General features: G+C 39.1%; 14 protein-coding genes, 1 pseudogene and 1 riboswitch. Of the genes and pseudogenes, 11 read left to right on the forward strand and 4 right to left on the reverse strand.

What is annotated here, in order from left to right:
* Positions 1-20 precede the first annotated feature (20 nt).
* Positions 21-119: riboswitch (purine riboswitch) on the reverse strand.
* Between the two features lie 374 nt (positions 120-493).
* Positions 494-712 (forward strand): hypothetical protein, encoded by a 219-nt coding sequence (locus K3T81_RS00300; RefSeq protein WP_238017338.1) that lies wholly within the window; start codon positions 494-496, stop codon positions 710-712.
* 47 nt (positions 713-759) lie between these two features.
* On the opposite strand, the gene K3T81_RS00305 is transcribed toward K3T81_RS00300, so the two are convergent.
* A complete protein-coding gene (locus K3T81_RS00305; RefSeq protein ID WP_238017341.1) occupies positions 760-1554 on the reverse strand; it encodes a serine/threonine protein kinase in 795 nt (264 codons plus the stop codon).
* A 273-nt stretch (positions 1555-1827) separates the two neighbouring features.
* On the opposite strand from K3T81_RS00305, the pseudogene K3T81_RS00310 reads away from it, so the two are divergent.
* Together K3T81_RS00310 and K3T81_RS00315 are read left to right on the forward strand one after the other, a co-directional pair.
* Positions 1828-2099 (forward strand): annotated as a pseudogene (locus tag K3T81_RS00310) (23S rRNA (pseudouridine(1915)-N(3))-methyltransferase RlmH); the annotation flags it as partial.
* Positions 2100-2357: 258 nt separating this feature from the next.
* A complete protein-coding gene (locus K3T81_RS00315; RefSeq protein WP_238017342.1) occupies positions 2358-3353 on the forward strand; it encodes a virulence RhuM family protein in 996 nt (331 codons plus the stop codon).
* A gap of 414 nt (positions 3354-3767) precedes the next feature.
* Here the strand turns inward: K3T81_RS00315 and K3T81_RS00320 are convergent, their stop codons facing one another.
* Positions 3768-9584, reverse strand: a complete 5817-nt coding sequence (locus tag K3T81_RS00320; RefSeq protein WP_238017344.1) for a DUF3320 domain-containing protein — start codon at positions 9582-9584, stop codon at positions 3768-3770.
* 560 nt (positions 9585-10144) lie between these two features.
* Between K3T81_RS00320 and K3T81_RS00325 the strand changes: the two genes are divergently transcribed.
* A complete protein-coding gene (locus tag K3T81_RS00325; RefSeq protein ID WP_238017346.1) occupies positions 10145-10543 on the forward strand; it encodes a MetQ/NlpA family ABC transporter substrate-binding protein in 399 nt (132 codons plus the stop codon).
* Between the two features lie 111 nt (positions 10544-10654).
* Here K3T81_RS00325 and K3T81_RS00330 read toward each other — a convergent pair whose 3' ends face one another.
* Positions 10655-11686: a hypothetical protein gene (locus K3T81_RS00330; RefSeq protein WP_238017348.1), complete on the reverse strand. Its 1032-nt coding sequence runs from the start codon at positions 11684-11686 to the stop codon at positions 10655-10657.
* 232 nt (positions 11687-11918) lie between these two features.
* Between K3T81_RS00330 and K3T81_RS00335 the strand changes: the two genes are divergently transcribed.
* The 5 genes from K3T81_RS00335 (at position 11919) to K3T81_RS00355 (ending at position 16599) form a co-directional block, all read left to right on the forward strand.
* A complete protein-coding gene (locus K3T81_RS00335) occupies positions 11919-12290 on the forward strand; it encodes a DUF956 family protein (RefSeq protein WP_238017350.1) in 372 nt (123 codons plus the stop codon).
* 457 nt (positions 12291-12747) lie between these two features.
* Complete coding sequence (locus K3T81_RS00340; RefSeq protein ID WP_238017352.1) at positions 12748-13716, forward strand: mannose/fructose/sorbose PTS transporter subunit IIA; 969 nt, start codon at positions 12748-12750, stop codon at positions 13714-13716.
* A gap of 35 nt (positions 13717-13751) precedes the next feature.
* Positions 13752-14558, forward strand: a complete 807-nt coding sequence (locus tag K3T81_RS00345) for a PTS mannose/fructose/sorbose transporter subunit IIC (protein WP_238017354.1) — start codon at positions 13752-13754, stop codon at positions 14556-14558.
* Between the two features lie 18 nt (positions 14559-14576).
* Complete coding sequence (locus tag K3T81_RS00350; RefSeq protein WP_238017356.1) at positions 14577-15488, forward strand: PTS system mannose/fructose/sorbose family transporter subunit IID; 912 nt, start codon at positions 14577-14579, stop codon at positions 15486-15488.
* Positions 15489-15582: 94 nt separating this feature from the next.
* On the forward strand, positions 15583-16599 hold the full coding sequence (locus K3T81_RS00355) for an oxidoreductase (protein WP_238017359.1): 1017 nt from the start codon (positions 15583-15585) through the stop codon (positions 16597-16599).
* 229 nt (positions 16600-16828) lie between these two features.
* Here the strand turns inward: K3T81_RS00355 and K3T81_RS00360 are convergent, their stop codons facing one another.
* Positions 16829-18274, reverse strand: a complete 1446-nt coding sequence (locus tag K3T81_RS00360; protein ID WP_238017361.1) for a DEAD/DEAH box helicase — start codon at positions 18272-18274, stop codon at positions 16829-16831.
* 293 nt (positions 18275-18567) lie between these two features.
* Between K3T81_RS00360 and K3T81_RS00365 the strand changes: the two genes are divergently transcribed.
* Together K3T81_RS00365 and K3T81_RS00370 are read left to right on the forward strand one after the other, a co-directional pair.
* Positions 18568-19332, forward strand: coding sequence for a TSUP family transporter (locus K3T81_RS00365; protein ID WP_338044584.1), 765 nt, complete (start codon positions 18568-18570; stop codon positions 19330-19332).
* 82 nt (positions 19333-19414) lie between these two features.
* Positions 19415-20305, forward strand: a complete 891-nt coding sequence (locus tag K3T81_RS00370) for a LysR family transcriptional regulator (RefSeq protein WP_238017364.1) — start codon at positions 19415-19417, stop codon at positions 20303-20305.
* The last annotated feature ends 6 nt before the right edge of the window (positions 20306-20311 follow it).

The following is a 20311-nucleotide window of genomic DNA, read 5'->3' on the forward strand; positions in this document are numbered from 1 at the left end:
AAAAATCCTGATTACAAAAAATGATTTAACTCATTTTCTGTAATCAGGATTTTAAGGTTCCTGGTAGACACCCTCAAGCCATATTCTGAGGTTATACAGGTTATATTAATTTATTATTTAGTATAAGCGAGCACTTTAGATAGTTTACTAGCTTTCATCTAGTTTATCAAGTAGCAATTTTTAGCTTTAAAATGTATAGTACTTTCTAAAAGTGTGAACAGTGTGAACAGAGTTCACGCGCTCATTATATTGATTAAGATTATTTCAAAGGGATATCAACTGTATCATTAGTAAATTAATAAGGTTGTCGGGTATTTTTCCTATAAAAAGTTAAGTGAATTGGTTCGGTTTACTACTACCTACCTTATGGGTATACTTAAAGAGTAAGCCGAATATATGAAACCTACCTAAAAGGTCATTCGTATATACACAAAAGGAGGGAACTCAATGTTTAAAAAGTTCCTAAAAGGCATTTCCAAAGAGATGAAAAAACGTGGTAGCAGCAGTGGCCGATCGAAATACCGCCGTCATGGCTCTAGTAGTGGAAAAAAGCGGAGATATTACGGAAGTAGCAGCAGCGGACGACGCGGACATAATGCCTATCGTGGCTCAAGCCATTACAGAAAAAAAGGCCGTTACGCTAGCAGCTGATCGTTATTTGAATAAAATACAAAAAGACTCCATTTGGTGGGAAGATTACACTCCCTGCTAAATGGAGTTTTTAAGTCCACACTATGTTCTGCTATCCCGGTGTTCCTTCTAATCGCTTGCTGATAGAAGACTGATTGCTTCCCAGATATCTGTAAGAATAGCTTCACACTGGTGATACGGCGGTTCAATCTGTAACAATCGTTTCAGAATCTGGGTTGTTTTCGGATGGAGGCTTAGCTCTTCAGTCCAGGGCCTATTCCTTTTCGTTTCCCCATCATAGGAAGAGTAGAGAAGAAAAAGCAGGAAGTCTCCTATATCAAAAAAGTCATCGCGTGCTAATTGTTCTCCGTTTTCTTTTGCTTTGTCGTCTGTATGCAAATTGTGTGCTAAACCAAAATCTATTAGATGAAGTTCATCGTTGTGAAGGAGCACATTTGGAATTCGGATATCACCATGGAACACGCCTTTTTCGTGAATATAGCAAATGATAGCAGTTAGCTTTTTAACGATTTCTAGACATTCCCTTTCACTGTATTTCTGCTTTGTGTCGAATAACGTGTCTTCTACGTTTTTCCCCTCGACAAACTCCATGGAAAAGAACTGCTCATCCTCATACTCGAATGTCTCTATTAATTTTGGAATGCCAGCATGGTCTAACATCTGTAGAATAGTTGTCTCTTGCTTGTAATTCTCCATATTTTCTTTCCTCTTGCTTTTACGCATTTGTTTGACCACACATCTTTGGTTGGCGTCCAAGTCCCAGCACAAATAGATGATGCCGTAACTCCCATTCTGTAACACTTTCTCTATTTCATATCGTCCAGCCAGTGTTTGACCGATCGAATATTGCTGATCCATTATCCTCTGTCGCACTTTCTTTATCATCCAATGTAGAACTTCCATGCGCACCTCTTCATTTACGTTTGTTTGTATTATATCAAACTTATAAAAATAAATTCAGAGCCATAGAATTTCTCGTGGGAAAGTGTTATGAACTAGAGGTAGGTTTATTTGCTTAATAAGTGAGGGAATTTCAAGGTATGGTGCTGGTTAATATGGTTCGGAGATAGCTACAGAATAACTGTGGTAAATTATACGGGACCACGGACGACAAAGGATGTAACTACAATGAAGGTAACCCTCGTATCAGGTGGAAAATAAAAAGAAAAATACCTCATGCATGGCATTCAGGAATAATGAAACGGCTAAGTGCATTTGCCAAGGTAGACATTATCGAAGTTGCTGATAAAAAGGCACCAGAGAATATGAGCGGAGCGGAAATGCTAGAAGTGAAACGAAAAGAAGGCGAGCACATCCTCTTCCGTACTAGCCAGGATACCTATGTCATGCCCCTCGAGATTAATGGTAAGATGCTTAGCTCCGAACAGCTTGCAGCAAAAATGGACGAACTCGCAACCTACGGAAAGAGTAAGATAGCCTTCGTAATCGCGAGGGGAACCTTCCCACAAATAGTGGAAAAATAAAGGATGGAAAAACTGAGTTAAGTAAAACGTTTAAAACAAATTAATTAATAAAATACACCCCTTTAATTCTCTAAAGAATTTGAAGGGATTTTTATATTAGAAATAATTTTTTGGTAATGGGAATATACGTTTCCCTTTTATTAAGCTATCTCTTGTTGAAATGGTATAATAGTACAAATAAGAAGGTGGTAATTGAACTTCAATTTAAAGGGAGTGATTACAATGCAGAATGAATCCAATATACTAATCTACCAAACGGAAGAAGGCAACACAAAAATAGACGTAAGATTAGAAAATGAAACAGTTTGGATGACACAAAAGGCCATAGCGGAATTATATCAGACCTCATCTCAAAATATTACGCTTCATATAAGAAATATTTATGCGGAAGAAGAATTACAGGAAGAAGCAACTTGTAAGTATTACTTACAAGTTCAAAATGAAGGGTCAAGAGAAGTGAAAAGAAAAGCAAAACACTATAACCTAGAAATGATCATCGCAATCGGTTACCGAGTACGCTCCCATCGTGGCACACAGTTCCGCCGGTGGGCAACAGATCAATTAAATGAATATCTTGTTAAGGGTTTTACCATGGATGATGATCGCTTGAAGGAAATGCGTAACTTTGGACAAGATTATTTCGATGAATTACTAGAACGAATCCGTGACATTCGTGCTTCGGAAAAAAGGTTTTACCAAAAGATTACAGATATTTACGCGACATCTGTAGACTATAATCCAAACGCAGAAATCACACAAGATTTTTTTGCAACTGTTCAAAATAAATTACATTTTGCGATCCATGGTCAAACAGCGGCCGAACTTATAGTAGACAGAGCAAAAGCAGAGAAGGAGAATATGGGCCTCACCACATGGAAAGGTGATAAAGTACGCAGAAGGGATATCACGGTTGCTAAAAATTACTTGTCTGAAAAGGAACTAAAATCACTTAATCGAATTGTCACGATGTACTTAGACTATGCTGAAGATCAAGCGGAAAGACAACAACCGATGCATATGAAGGAATGGATGGACAAACTGAATGCCTTTCTTCAGTTTAACAACCGTGAAATTCTTGAACACGCAGGAAAAATCTCTAAGTCTGTGGCTGATAAATTAGCAATAGAGGAGTATGAAATGTATAATCAAAAACAAATTAATACGAAGTCAAATGATGATTTTGAGCGCTTTATTGAAAATAATAACCTAAAGAAATAAACAAACATATATAACCTAAATACACGTACGTAGAGTTTTGATGGACATTATGTGAGTACTGCGGATAGTTTGAGCCAGTAATTACAGAAGGTCGCTCCAATGCGCAATGTTTGGCCATAAGTAGCAGAAATACTATTCTTTACCACCACTGATTTTACTTTAACTACTCATAAGCAGCTCAATTCATCTCCTATATTTATTCTTTCGATGAAAAATATTAAGTACTATTAAAAAAATCCTGATTACAAAAAATGATTTATTCATCTTCAGTAATCAGGATTTTAAGGTTTCTCTATCATACCTTATCTTTTAGTGATCTCATCTGTTTCAGTCCTTTTTGCCGTGGTCTAGTGGAATAAACAGGTATTTAAAAAAGGTGAGCCCTAACCTATTGATTAAGACTCCCTATATATTCTACTTACCTACATACTCTATATTTCCCTCAGCATCTTCCTTGATCAGTCCTTTTTTCGCATTTAGATTAATAGCTTCCTGAATATATATTTCCGTGTTGGAGGTGGTTCGGCTATAACCAAGCAGTTTAGAAATCTCCCGGACTAGATCAGCCTTTGGCAGTCGGAGTGCAGTCTTCATTATATTCATCACACCATTGGCGTACTCCACCTTGCTTATATCCTGTAGCCCTCTGCGATAGCGGTTCTTTATCCGAAAACCACTGTAAGAGGTGGACTGGTCCTTGTCTTTCCATAAGAATCTCCCCTTATCTTCGATGGTTTCATAAACCATCAATCCAGTAAGAGAGTCCTGAATTACTTTCTCAAGCTTGGCACCACTTCTGGAGAATCCCCAGGCATTTATAATTTCTTTAGATAATCTCGAAAAGCTCACAGGTGCCTCTTTATCAATAATCTGTTTAATCTGTTCATGGATTACTGGTTTGCCTTCAAACGTATAGTAGTAATCGTTAGGTAATGACACCTCTTCTAGTACAGCAGGATCATAATAATTCGCTTTCTGTTTCTCTTCTGGGGGCATCGTTAGGCCACTGATTTTTTCGTGAATCGATTCTTGCACTTTAATAGGCTTGGCTTGTGTCTCTTTCTTCGTGTCAGCACTAAGTTTTTCAGCTTTCTGAAGTTGTACAAGTAGGTCTTCTATCTGTTTTTCTTTATTGTGCCACCATTCAACTGACCAGACTTTGATGATTTGCCATCCCAGTCGGCCTAGCATTAGGTCTCCCTGTTTAACACGGTCCCTTGTAGTTGTAAAACTAGCAAATCGATGACCATCCACTTGTATTGCAGCAAGGTATTTCCCGCGATTATTACGATCAACCACCGCTAAGTCCACCTTAAAATCACTATTTCCCACATTTGTCTCTACTTGATAACCATTTTGCTGTAGAGCCTCTTTTATTTTGGGAATAATGACGGTGGAATTTACTCGTTTGCTGTCTCCCCGATTTTCGACATCGGTTGGAATTTTACCTCTCTTGGCAAACTCAATAAACGCTCTAAGGCTGTGCACGCCCTCAGCTTTTGTTCGGGAGAGGTTGATTTTATCTGGTTCCATGGATGCAAAAATCACCATTTCTTTTTTAGCGCGGGAAACTGCGACATTTAGTCGGCGCCAACCTCCATCGCGGTTTAACGGCCCGAAGTTCAATGTCATGTGCCCCGTATGGTCAGGTCCGTAACCTACAGTAAACAGAATGATGTCACGTTCGTCTCCCTGCACATTTTCCAAGTTCTTAACAAAGACAGGCTCCTCTACTTCGTCAGTAAAGTACTTCTCCAGGGAGGCATCTTGTCTTAGACGTTCATCAATCATATCTTCAATTAGTGTTTGTTGTGGCTGACTGAAGGTGACTACTCCAATACTCTCATGTTGTTTTTCTGGGTCACTCAGTCGTGAGAAGATGTCGTTGACTATCGCCTCTGCTTCATGCTTGTTTTGTTTGGTCTTCCCGCGGTCGTATACACCATGAACATTTTTAAATGATACTCTTGAGGCCATATCGTCTGTCGATGGGAAGGTTACCAATTTATTTCCATAGAAATGATTGTTTGAAAAAGAAATTAAACTTTCATGTTCACTGCGATAATGCCACCTCAAGTGTTTCTGCGGCAGCTGTACTGCAAGGCTGTCATCAAGAACGCTCTCCAGGTCCTGTAAATCAAAGTTATCCTCTTCCTGTTTTGTCCCAAAGAAGCTCGTTGGAGGTAATTGTTTAGGATCACCAACCACGATGACATTCTTACCTCTACCCATCGCGCCTATTGCTTCGCTCGTTGATAACTGAGACGCCTCATCGAAAATGACCAAATCAAACTTAGGGAATGATGGATCCAGATATTGAGCAACAGATAATGGGCTCATCAGCATACAAGGTTTAATCTTAGGTAATAGATTTTTAATCCTGTCAAATAATTGACGAATAGCAATACCGCGCCCCTTGCTTTTAATTGCCTTGGCCAGAATTCCTGGCTCAGAACTCTGGATGGTGTTATTCACTAAATCAGGTACACGGCTCATCAACTTAACGTACACTTCCAGTTTGGTCAGCTCACTAAGTTCATCATCAAAGGTATAAAATTTATCAAGCTTATTCTCAAAACTTGCTTTCGAAAACTGGGACAGCTCTTCTCTTGCTGAGATTTCTCCGTCTATTCTGAGACGGTAGAACCCATATAAATATGAAGATAGCAGTTCATCATGATCCAGGCTGCCAGACAGATAAGGCTTCGTTACATTCTTCAACCCGAACTCTTCCGCCTCTTTAACAATGCTGGCCAGTTTACAGTTATCTTTTAGACCAGGTAACGCTTCAATCAGGAGAGCAGCTTTACCTCTGCTATAAGCAGCCCAGTTTGCTTGATTCGGCTCGTGCAGGTTTTCAGCAACTAATTCCTTCTCAACTTTATTCCAGTGACCCATTATTGACTCATAGCCTTCTGTATAACTATTCATTTGTTCTTTTGCCTGGGTAGTGGAAAGGTTCTGCTTATTGGCCTGTAGAATCTTAGCAAAATTAGCGAGCATTTCCTGTGATGGCTGCAACTCGTTGATAGAAGTTCGGACATCTTCCATCCACTTTACTGCTGCCTCTATCCCATTCCAATCCCCTTTTCCATCATTCCACAGATTAGAGAAGTGCTTTTTCATCAGATCTTCACTCTGAGTTAAAAACTCTTTCTTTTCCTGAATATCACGGATTGCTGTAATTATGCTTTCCAATTTATCCGTTTCAATTTTATTTTTAGCTTTCAGAAACTTCTTAAGCTCCTTCTTAATCTTCCCTTTCTCCAGCTTTCCTTTAAGGAACCAGCTGTTCTCAGCTAATCTATAATCCTGTAGTAGGGTCTCCGCATTTATCTTTAAGATAGAGTTATCGAACCATTCATCGATTTTACCGACAGCCTCATCGTGCTCTCTGCCTGTAGTAATGACTTCCGTGATTTCTGGTTTCATTCTATCAAACTGATCGACCCCAATAAGCTCGATCTGAACATCCGGTATAGCTTGCAGTAAAGGAATTATTTTATAGAGGAAAAGGAACCAGCTATGATTTTTGAGCTCATATGTTATTCCCATTCCAGCTAAACTCTTGTCTAGCTCAAGAAGTTTGTCTGTATCAGCTAAGATGGAGGACAGCTCTTGCTTGACGGTATCCTGTAGGGCCAGTGAATAGTTCGTTTGTTTAATTCCCATCCATGGATTATCCGATACACGGCCACACGTCTCTCCGATAATTTCCAAATCCTCTATGGTTTGTTTGGTCCGTCGAAGTTTAACTTCATCCATTTCCATAACTTTATCTCTGTCGAACTTTATCATTTCTTTAGGTTCTTCGAGAGTGGAATAGGTTTCAATCATTTCGAAACTACTTTGGCCAAGTAAAGTGGTTTGGTGAAGCTTCTGTACATACTTATTCAACGCTTTTTTTAGAACTTTAACTTCCTCGAACTTCTCAGTCCAGTTAGTACCTTTTACAGTTCGCTGCGCTTCAAAGGATCGCTCTAGTTGATTAAGAATATCTTTCTTCTGTCCCTTATTCGAGTAAACTTCCAGACAAAAGTCACCTAGACCAATAGAGGCCAGTCGATTTTGAACAACATTTAACGCTGCCATTTTTTCCGCGACGAAAAGGACAGACTTTCCTGTTGCCAGCGCATGGGAAATCATGTTGGTGATCGTTTGCGACTTACCTGAGCCTGGAGGGCCATGCAGCACAAAACTGTTGTCTTCCCCGGTTGCCAAAATTGCCTCGGTCTGTGTACTGTCTGAGCTTAAAGGTGCATATAGCTTAGCTTCCTCATCTTCTTCTGTTGTCATGGAGCCTGAGAAAGAACCATCCTGTTTTCTAGTATAGCTTCCTTCCAGTAGGCTTTTAACCACCTTGTTTTTCTTCAGTTCATCTGAGTGATTGACAAGGTCATTCCACATAACAAATTTGGAGAAGGAAAATACACCAATGCTGGCGGATTCCTCTACATCCCAGTTCTTCATTTGCATAATGATTCGCCGCATGGTTGTCAGAACTTTCCTGACATCTGCCCCATGTTCATCTTTCGGTATGTTATAGAGCCTGGAAGCATCAATACCAAACGTCTGCCTCAGATATTCAATCAGAGAAATATTAATCTGTATCTCCTCGTCACGAGCTCGTATGAAGTAACCTTTTTTCGCCGATAGACGTACAAGGTCTACAGGAAGGAGTAGAATTGGCGCATAACGTTCCTGAGAATAAGATTTAGGGTCATACCATTTTAAAAAACCAAGAGCAATGAATAACGAATTAGCTCCTGTTTCCTCAAGTGTATTTTTAGCCTTTCTGTATAGCTTGACGAGTTCTTTCTCCAATTTCATCTCAGATAGAATCGACCTTAGCCTGTCATTTTTCATATCATCTGATAATATCTTACTGGTCAGTAATTCCTTTTGGTCTCTGAAATCTCTTACCTTATTGCGCCACTCGTTTGGTAAGGGTTCGATAAAGACCTTCTTGCCCATGGACAGGATGTCCTCAATCTGATCTAGCTTGGAGGTGACGACAGGGATTCCCTGTGTATGAATGCGGTAATTCAATAGGTTGTTGCGCAAACTCATATCAATTAATTTATTTTGCCAATAGGTAATCTTATCTTCATGCTCGCTTCTTTGATCTGGTAATTGCTCATCTACCTTAATGATTTCTACCTTTTCAAAAGCAAAGTTATTGTTGATCCGTACAGGTTCATCCGGCTGAACAGCAACCTGGATGCTAGCCCCCATGCTGGTTTTCAGGGAGAGAGGTTTTATTTGACCGATTCTACTTCTATGCACGTCCACAAAAAAGTCGAAGTAGTCCGGTTTATTTAAACTACTTTCTGCTGATTGAATAGCACTATTAAAGGTGGATTTCTCATTGGTTAGGAGAGTAGATTCCACAGCAACAATATCATTAATGCCGCCAGCCATACTCTTGGTTAGTACACTTTTGTCATCCTGATAACTCTCTGGGGAAGCATATTCTTTTAACCAGAAAGCTGGATAGGCATGCCCACGGAAAAATACGATGAGCGGATGAATCCCAATTGCTTCTGCACAAGCCGCATATAATAGCGTTAAGTCTAGACAGGTACCCAGTTTGTGTTCTTTTATCACATCAGGAAAACGAATTTTCTGTCCCTGTGCCTCAAAGCTCGCAGGAGGGTTGGCATATGTAATCATCTGAGCTTGAATAGCGGAATAGATGGCGGACAGTTGTGCAATAATGCGGTTGGGATCACCACTTTGATATCCATCCATTGCATTATTGTCGGTTTTTGTCTCCATAATTCTGGACGCCTGTTTAATAATCTCCATCACAAACGGCCGATTTGGAGTGATAAAGCTTGAGATAATCTCTGGGATTACGTTGGAGCCCGGCCACGAATCGAATGATAGAATATCAACAGGTAAACTTTTATCGTAAGCTTCCTTCTCGCCGATTAAAACTCTAATGCTAAAATACCCGGTCATGCTCTCTTCCAGGCTACTAAGGTACTCTGCTGATAATTGGATATCTGGATGCAGTTCAATAGATTCTTCAGGATTTAATGCATCAAGGTGAATTGTTTTGGATTCGAAAAACGAAGGGTTTGAAGATAGTTCTATCTTAATATCATTGTGTTCTGCTTCACTAGTATTCTCAATGGCCAATCGTTTAATAAATGGTACATGATTCTGTTGAAGGGCAAAGCTAACTCTCTCGTCATATTCATACTCACAAGCTATAATTCTTTCCACAGTCTTACCCCCTTTTAGGCTACTCCTATTTTATTAGGTCCATGTTACTATTATAACAACTTATCATTATCCTTTGTTACATAAAATGTAGAAAATTGTAAAAAGGATTGTTGTTTTGTGGAATAGGAAGTAGGGAGAAATAATGGGTAGGCTACAAAACCAAAGGGTTGTATTAAGGGTGATTACTACCTAAACAGCGGAATTAGAAGATCCGGAAGAGATAAAATACGGGTAGACCAAGCGACAGAATATGTCAATCTTGATTAGCTTTGCCAGTAGTCTAAAGCGGATTTGCTTCAACAGAAGAGGGGAGTCTTATCACTCAGGAAGAGTAATGAATCTGCTAGTGAAAATGGAGAAGGAGAAGAAAAGAAAGAAGTTGTCGCAGGTTTTGCAGTTAATAGGTATGAACAGTAGCTATGTGAAGAAATTGTACTAATTTTGGAATAAAAAGGCTATGAATTGACGGTGAAAGTTCTCTAGCAAAATATGCGAGTAAACCACGCAATGAAAGAGGGAGCAATTGATGCAAGTCAAGTGTTTTCCAAAGTACAGCATACATGGAAGGGATTAATGATGAGTTAGATTTGGCTATTACAGGAATTGCCTTTTCACTAACTGCACCAATAGGATTATATACTGTTAACCATGATTCATTAGATGCAGTACAAGACGGTAATACCGTTGCACTTTCAAATGATCCTGACAATCAAGAACGTGCAATACGTATTTTAGAAGAACTGGTTTGGGAAGAGCGCCGAGCCATTGTTTCTATCCACGGAGAAGATGAGATAGCCAATGGGCACATTAAAAAGCAATATATAAAATCCCCTGAAATTGAAGACTATGTTTATTCCAATGAAACGTTGGTGGATTTATCTTACTTGAAGCCGTTATTTGAACAATTATTCAAAGTGAAACGATTTCTAAAGATATATAACCACGAAAAAATGCCATAAAAACAACAACAACTAGTTTTTATGGCATTTGATGTATGGAAAAATATTGCATAACTGTTTTGTTACCTCTTAAGCTAGATACTTGCTTAAAGCTCAAACCGGCAAAACGATTTAAAACTTCTCCTCAATAAATTCAAGTATTTCCTTCTCTTCTTGTTCCGTAACAGAATACTGCTGCTCCAATTCTTCCAAGTATTCTCCAGCCTTTTTCAGTTCTACAACGCCTTTTTTCATATACGATTTGTAATTGTCATTTACTTTGTTAATTTCATCCGCATATTTTTCATCAGTTCCAGGTGTAACGGCCCCTTCGTATAAATCAATGACTTCTTCGTTCTCCTTTGTTGGAAAAAATTCATGGGGGTCCGTGCTGTCAAAGAGACAAAAATGTAAATCTGGAACCAACACCATATCAAGACTGTTTGGATCGAAACTACAATGATAAATCTCCGTATCATAACCATGTTCTATACAAGCACTTACTACTTTCTTCATAAAGGTAGATTTGCCTGTTCCAGCACGCCCTTTTACATAAAAGACACGGGAGAGGTTTTCCGTAATATGGGGGATGACATTGACAGGGCCATCCACGGTTGTCGTACCAAAAAGGCGATGGTATTCATGGGCATCACGGGTCTTCTTTGGCTGCCCTTGTAATCTTTCTTGAATAAATCTATCTGTCATTTCATCTGCCTTTTCAAAATGCATCTCTTTAATATAGATTTCTTCCAGGTCATCATGGATGCGTAATCCTGTTTCAAAATCTTTATATGCCTTTTCGGTGTGATGCTTGAAGTTTTCATTTTGAATGGTGTTTTTTACCGAGGGCTTCTGTGTAAAGTTCCTTAAATCCAGTTCGATAACCCCATCCATATCACTTGGCACAATGGAATCATTTAAAAATGCGATCCCTTTTTCACGAATAACAACACCATCCAAGTAATCCTCACCTAACGCACTCTTCAACACTTCCACTGCATTAGTAGATTCATATTTTAGAACCAATTGACGGAGAATCTTTGCTTTTACCTTTTGGGAAGGGTGTTTTAGACTAATGACTTGCTGCAAGCCCTCTACATTGGAAGGTAGTAAGTTCAGAAATCCCTTGGCTGTATTGGCCGTTACATAATAATAATTTTTCAAGGAGTCACTTCCTTAATGGATTAAATTTTGTGTTTCACTTAATCAGTCTCATTTTAAATAGCCTATGCCCAATCTGTCTTTTGGGTGAATGTAATGCTTTTTATTATAATGATGAATTGACCAATGAATTAAATAAGTCTTACTAGCATCCTCTTCCTCAAAGCATTTTTGGCTTAGAGGTATAAAACGTGTATAATGATTTTTAGTAATAGAAAGAAATGAGGTAGGTCAAATGGTCCAATCTATCAACACAAAAGTTGATTTAGTTATTAATGGAACCTCACATATAAGAATGACTGATTATGGTAAGATCATGATTGGTGATAAAGGGTTTGAATTCTACAACACTCGTGATGCTCGGAAGTTTATTCAAATTCCGTGGGAAGAAGTGGATTCTGTGATCGCTTCTGTTATGTTTAAAGGAAAGTGGATCCCGCGTTATGCAATTAAAACAAAAAGTGACGGGACATATACCTTTTCTTCAAAGGATCCAAAGAAAGTGTTGCGAACCATTCGGGAGTACGTGGACGAGGATCGCTTGGTTCAATCATTAGGTTTCTTTGATGTTATAAAACGTGGGTTTAAAGGGAGATTTAATAAGTAGTCATTTTACTAGATGTGGAAGAACGATTCTATTTTTGTAGGAGCATTTGACTATGCCGTTAAATAGGATTCGTAGTGAAAAGGAACTGCGTTAAAAATAATAACTTACTTCTTGAAATGGGTAAAATGGAGTGCTATAATACTCTTAGATAAACTCATTAAAGTATTAATATACTTATTATTTGAGGTATAATTGAAGCGTTTGCAACTAAAACTTAATAGCCATCGTATATTTTTTACGTGTTACTGATTCGATCAGGCATGAGTGAAAAGTATTGATTAAACACGAAGAACTAGGGTCCTACTATACCTCTACCTTCCTTTAATCTACTTTTTACTTATGTCTTTTTTATTTTTTTGTTTCTAATGTAATCGTTTTAGTTGAGCTGGGAAATAATACACTTTAGGAGTTTATCATATTCAAGATTTAACAGATCAAATTAATAGGAGGTAAAGTGATGGTAGGAATTGTCATTGCTAGTCACGGCGAATTTGCCACTGGTATCTTGCAATCTGGAGCGATGATCTTTGGAGAACAAGAAAATGTAAAAGCTGTTACATTGATGCCAAGCGAAGGGCCTAATGACGTAAAGGCAAAAATGAAAGAAGCAATCTCCTCTTTTGACAATCAAGACGAAGTATTATTCTTAATTGATCTTTGGGGTGGAACTCCTTTCAACCAAGCCAGCAGCTTGATTGATGAACAAGAGGGTAAATGGGCGATCGTTACTGGTTTAAATTTAGCAATGGTCATCGAATCTTATGCAGCGCGCATGTCTAAGGACACAGCGTATGAGGTTGCTGAACAGATTCTGGGAACAGCTAAAGAAGCAGTTAAAATAAAACCTGAAGAGTTGGAACCAGCGGATACCGCGAAGGCTGATGCCGGACCAGCTAGTACAGGCGCTCCTGGTACATTTGACTACGTGTTAGCGCGTATTGACACGCGTTTGTTGCATGGACAAGTAGCAACAGCCTGGACAAAGAATACACAGCCTACGCGAATTATTGTCGTATCCGATGTGGTAGCAGAGGATGAACTTCGTAAGAAATTGATCCAGCAGGCGGCTCCATCAGGTGTTAAGGCTCATGTTGTGCCAATTAAAAAAATGGTCGAGCTTGCAAAGGATGATCAGCACTTTGGTGGTCAGCGCGCGTTACTGCTTTTCGAAAACCCGCAGGATGTGCTTAGAGCAGTGGAAGGCGGCGTTCCATTAGAAACCATTAATGTTGGTTCGATGTCCCACTCACCTGGTAAAGTACAGCCGAATAAAGTATTGGCTTTTGATCAAAATGATATCGATACGTTCCGCAAATTAAAAGAGTTTGGCGTGGACTTTGATGTACGTAAAGTTCCAGCTGATCAATATGGCAACATGGATGAAATTCTAAGAAGAGCTCAAGCAGAGTTAGATAAACAGAGATAATTTTAATTACCAGACAAAAAGGAGGATGAATAATCATGGATTTGACTATTATTCAGATAATACTCGTTATTATCGTAGCATTCTTAGCTGGTGTGGAAGGAATTTTGGATGAATTCCACTTCCATCAGCCAATTATTGCTTGTACGTTAATCGGTTTAGTTACAGGAGAATTAATACCATGTCTTATCTTAGGTGGTACCCTTCAATTGATTGCTTTAGGTTGGGCAAACATTGGGGCTGCCGTAGCACCGGATGCTGCATTAGCATCGGTCGCATCAGCAATTATTTTAGTTTTAGGTGGACAAGGGGAATCTGGTGTTTCCTCAGCAATCGCGATTGCAGTACCACTTGCAGTAGCTGGATTACTATTGACAATTATTGTTCGTACGATTGCAACAGCGTTTGTCCACTTTATGGATGCCGCAGCGAAAGAGGGTAACTTCCGAAAAGTAGAAATGTGGCATATTATCGCGATCATTATGCAAGGTTTGCGTATTGCTATTCCTGCTGCATTAATTGTAGCAATTGGTGCAGGTCCGGTGAGAGACTTGCTCGAATCAATGCCTGCTTGGTTGACAGACGGCATAGCAGTCGGTGGCGGAATGGTAGTAGCGGTTGGTTTTGCGATGGTTATTAACATGATGGCAACAAGAGAAGTATGGCCTTTCTTGGCAATTGGTTTCGTAGTAGCAACAATTCCATCTCTTACGCTTTTAGGTCTTGGTGGTATTGGTGTAGCACTTGCACTTATTTATATTGCATTATCAAAACAAGGTGGCTCTGGTAATGGCGGAGGCGGTAATACTGGTGATCCGTTAGGCGACATTATTGATAACTACTAAAAGGAGGAGGCTTAAAAAATGGAAAAAGGATTGAAATTATCAAAAAGAGATCGTATAGCTATTTGGTTCCGTTCCATGTTCATTCAAGGTTCTTGGAACTATGAACGGATGCAAAACGGTGGTTGGGCATTCTCTATGATCCCGGCAATCAAACGATTATATAAAACAAAAGAAGATCGTTCTGCTGCATTGCAGCGTCACTTAGAGTTTTTTAATACACACCCATATGTAGCATCACCAATCATTGGTGTAACGCTTGCGCTTGAAGAAGAACGGGCAAATGGTGCTCCGGTAGACGACAAGGCCATTCAAGGGGTTAAAGTCGGTATGATGGGACCTTTAGCTGGTATTGGGGATCCATTGTTCTGGTTCACGGTAAAACCTATCCTTGGTGCCTTAGCAGCATCGCTTGCAATGAGCGGTAATATTCTTGGTCCTATTCTTTACTTCGTATTATGGAATCTGATTCGTATGGGCTTCATGTGGTATACACAAGAGCTTGGTTACAAAGCCGGTTCTAAAATCACAGATGACTTGTCTGGCGGATTACTTCAAGATATCACCAAGGGAGCCTCGATACTCGGTATGTTCATCCTTGGTGCCTTAATTAACCGGTGGGTAGCCATATCCTTTACGCCAACCGTTTCGGAAATTAAACTTGATGAAGGTGCATATATCGATTGGGAGAACCTACCTTCTGGTGCCGAAGGAATTAGAACGGCATTAGAACAGCAAGCCGCAGGGCGATCGTTAAGTGAGTATAAGGTCACGACCTTACAAGATAACTTGAATGACTTATCTCCTGGTTTAGCTGCATTGGCGTTAACCCTTCTATGTATGTGGTTACTTAGAAAGAAAGTTTCTCCAATTATTATGATTCTTGGATTGTTCGTTCTAGGTATTGTCTTCCACGTAATTGGTTTAATGTAATGCTAAACTTTATTTAAATATTGAAGTACCTCCTTGGATGACATCTGCTCATCCAAGGAGGTACTTTTACATAATGTTATAAAAGGAGATTACTATGCTTACTATTGGTTATATTGGAAATGGAAAAAGTACAAACAGGTACCATCTACCATTCGTACTGCAAAGAGAAAATATAAAGGTAAAAACGATTTATCGTAGAACGCCTGCAAATGATAGCTGGGATAAAATTGCAGGAGTCCATTATACTTCTGATTTAGATGCGTTACTAAATGATGAGGACATTCAACTTATTGTGATTTGTACAAAACATGACAGCCATTATGATTACGCTAAACAAATATTAGAACATAATAAACACTGTTTGGTTGAAAAGCCGTTTATGGAAACCTCAGAACAGGCTAAAGAAATATTTGCATTGGCAAAAGAGAAGGACTTAATTGTGCAGGCATACCAAAACAGACGTTTTGATAGTGATTTCTTAACCGTCCAAAAGGTCATTGAAGAAGGGAAAACAGGGGATTTATTAGAAGTAGAAATGCATTATGATTACTATCGTCCTGAAGTACCTGAGTCTGTGCATTCTTTTGACCCTGCTTCGTCCTTTTTATATGAACATGGCTGTCACACACTAGATCAGGTCATTAGTTATTTCGGCAAGCCAGATGATATTCATTATGACGTAAGGCAGATTTTAGGACAGGGAAGAAAAAATGATTACTTCGATTTGGATTTATATTATGGCGGGTTAAAAGTATCTGTGAAATCCAGTTACTTCAGACTGAAGGAAAGGCCTAGCTTCGTCGTCCATGGTAAGAAGGGTTCCTTTGTCAAAGAAACGAAAGATCGCCAGGAAGAACATTTGAAGCTATTTTACATGCCGGATAACAAAGACTTTGGTGTCGATACAATCAACCACTATGGTGTGCTGACATATATCGATGAAGAAGGTACCGTTCACGAAGAAAAAGTGAAGTCTGTGGATGGGGATTATGGAAGAGTATATGATGACATATACGAAGCGATCCTACATGGTAAAGATAAAACCATCACAGATGAGCAGACACTACTGCAAATGGAGATATTAGAAACCGGTGTTAAGAACTTAAAATAAATTACGTGGTTGGGATATTATTTACGCCAAAGAAAAATCCGAAAGATTTGCTTTTGAAAAACCGCTTCAGAAATATACTACGCTTGTTATATCGTTTATTCCGTCTTTTGGCTAATATGCCCTAGCCTCGTTCAGTGCCTTTAGAATCGACTCTAATTTAAACGCTAATTGAAAACTAAGCAATCCCCCTCACCTTTCTAGTGGAGGGGGATTTAAGCTTATACGTATATTATTTAATTGCTTTGTTTACTTTTAGTTTCTTTCCTTTGACCGTTGTATTCTCCATGGCTTGTATAACGACGGAGCCTTTCCCATTGAGAATATCCACATAAGACATTTGGTCATGGATGGTGATAATGCCGATGTCCTCTGCTGTGACGCCTGGGATTTTGGCAATTGTTCCAACAAAGTCAACAGCACGAATCTTCTTCTTTTTGCCACCATTGAAATGAAGTTTCATAATGTCCTGATTAATTCGGGCGGTTTTATTATTTCTTACAATGCGTCTGCTGCTAAGTTTTTCTTCGAAGGCAGCTTTTCCAGTAGCCACTTCCTGTGGGCTGGGAGCTTCTATAGTAGGTATTTCAAAGCCGATGTATTTTTCAATTGCTTTAAGGAATTTCCCTTCAAAAGGTGTCGAAAACGTCATGGCTTTTCCTTTATTACCGGCACGGCCGGTTCTTCCGGTTCGGTGTACATAGCTCTCTTTTTCCATAGGAACGTCGTAATTGATGACGAGTGTTACATTATCAATATCAATCCCTCTAGCAGCTACATCGGTGGCCACGAGATAGCGGAAGTTCCCCATTTTGAACCCTTCCATAACAGCGAAGCGATCTTCTTGTTCCAGTCCCCCGTGGAGTCTCTCACAAGGATATCCAGCTTTATCTAGTTCGCTGTACACTGTATCTACATGTTCTTTCGTTCGGCAGAAAATCAGGCAGCTATCTGGATTTTCTACAACGGTGATATCTTTAAGAAGTGAAATCTTTTCTTCTTCTCTCACTTTAATTAAGAAATGTTCAATGGACTCGGCCGTTACCCCAGTCGATTCAATCTCTATCTGAGTAGGGTCTATCATATATTTATGGCAAAGATTTTCAACATCTTTAGGCAAGGTAGCAGAAAAAACCATGGTTACGCGGTTTGAAGGTAATGCTTGGATAATCGCTTCCACTTCATCAATGAAACCTCTATTAAGCATCTCATCAGCTTCGTCTATAATAAGATACTTTATTTGATCCAAATCTAGGGTTTCTCGATCAATGTGGTCCTTGACCCGTCCGGGTGTCCCAACAACTACATGCGTTTTTTGTTTCAATTCATCCTTTTGTTTCGTAAAAGGTTCTTTTCCATAGACGGCTACTGCCTTCATACGCTTAAACCTGCCGATATTCGTGATATCTTCGCGGACTTGAACGGCAAGCTCCCGCGTTGGGGTAAGGATGAGAGCCTGTGGTTTCTTTTCCTCCCATTCAATCATATTGCAAACAGGAATACCAAAGGAAGCCGTCTTTCCGCTACCTGTTTGAGCTTTTACGACAAGATCTTGGTTCTCCATTGCTAATGGGATGACTTTACTTTGAACTTCTGTTGGCGTTTCGTATTTTAACACAGCAAGTGCTCTTTTTATTTCGTCGCTTACTTGATAATCCGCAAAACTTCTTTTACTCATTATATAACCTCTTTAATCGTTTTTTCGTCATATGTATAGGATTCTCTCCAGGAAATATCATATGCATGATCTGAATATGCTTCATTATACTTGAAAAATAGGAAAGATATTGGCTTTTCTACTAAATTTAATATTAAATGACCAATTTTACTTTTGATTTAGCACCCCATACTAAATGGTTATACCCTATGACATATTGGTATTTTTACAATCAAGGTTTGTTTGCTAAACTTTTAAAGTAGTAAGGTATTTGTTTTTGGGAGCTGGTCGATATATTCATTTTATATTTTATTATTGGTTTATTCGCCTCAACGCTTGGGGCTATTGCTGGTTTAGGTGGCGGGGTCATTATCAAACCAGTGTTAGATTTCTTTGGTGATTTTGATTTACCGACCATAGGTGTCTTATCCGCTGCAACCGTTCTAGCAATGGCAACCATGTCGTTAATCAAACTTAAGAATAAGGAAGTACAAATTGATAAAGCCATTAGTTCCATTCTTGCTGGAGGCTCTATTCTTGGCGGGGTTGTAGGGAAGAGTATCTTCAACGTTATTGCGGTGTCTATGAACATTCCAACCATCACGGCAATTATCCAATCCTCTGTCTTAGCGGTGCTGTTAACGCTTGTCTTTATTTATTTTCTAAAGAAAGATAAAGTAAAATCGTTTGCTTTTAAAAATAAAGCTGGTATTTTTTCCATCGGCCTTGCATTAGGTTTTTTATCGGCATTTCTGGGAATTGGTGGAGGGCCATTAAATGTTACGGTGTTGATTTTATTGTTTGCTATGAATACAAAGAGTGCGGCTGTTAATTCTATTTTTATTATATTTTTCTCTCAATTATCTGCACTGCTGCTCATTGCCTTTACCACTGGATATGCAGAATATGATTTGTCCATGTTACCTTACATGATCGCTGGAGGAATTTTGGGTGGGATTATCGGCTCAAATTTTAGCGTTAAACTGACAGATAACCAAATAGACAAGATATTTAGTGTTACGATTTTGGTTATTATTTTTATTAACCTATATAATATTGTGGAGGTCGCTTTCTTCTAATAAAACATACTAAAGATAGTATGTTTTTTTCGTTTATCACTTTATACTTAAAAAAATAACGTTATAAGAAGGAGGGATAAGCATGAATATAGATACATTAAGTATCTTCTGTCTCGTTGTAGATACAGGTAGTATAAGTCAAGCAGCTAAATTATCTTACGTTTCCCAACCGGCTGTTACTAAACAGATCCACCAGTTGGAAACAACGTATAATGCATTGTTATTTGACCGAACAGACGGCAGATTAACATTAACAGATAGCGGACAGACCCTATACCCGTTTGCAAAATCTATTGTAGCAGATTTTAATCGTTCAAAATCGGCCGTTTCCGACAATTTAAAGGGGTATCACGATTCCCTTAATGTTGGGGCTAGTTTAACGATTGGGGAGTACCTTCTCCCAGGGATGTTAGGTCAATTGAAAAAGAACTATCCAACTGTTAACGTATCGCTATTGGTAGAGAATACTCCACGCGTAATCGAAGCATTGTTAGATGATGTTATTGACCTTGCCTTGGTAGAAGGGGAGGTATTGAATGATAATGTTCTCGTGGAAGCTATTGCCGAGGACGAGTTAGTACTTATTCATTCCCCAGAACACCCATGGGTAGAGCGGGGTGCGATCAACATAGCCGAATTAGCGCACGAGCAAATGCTTTGGCGAGAACCAGCCTCTGGTACAAGGTTAATTATTGAGAATTTCCTCAGAAAGCATCAAGTATTGGATAAGATTCAAAGCTATATGGATCTAGGTAGCACTCAAGCCATTAAAAGTGCAGTAGAAGCAGGTCTTGGTGTTAGTATTGTCTCGAAATTAACGGTTGCAAGGGAGCTTGAACAAGGGTCGTTGTGTAGAACGAAGATAGAAAATGTGGAGCTTAAAAGAAATCTTTGGCTCGTTAAGAAGAAGCAACGCTTTAATAAAAATAGTGTAGGTATTTTTGAAGCATTTATAAAGGAAAACAGGTTGTAGAGTATC

It is taken from the genome of Oceanobacillus jordanicus (genome assembly GCF_022095695.1).
In the GTDB taxonomy this organism is placed as follows: domain Bacteria; phylum Bacillota; class Bacilli; order Bacillales; family Amphibacillaceae; genus Oceanobacillus_B; species Oceanobacillus_B jordanicus.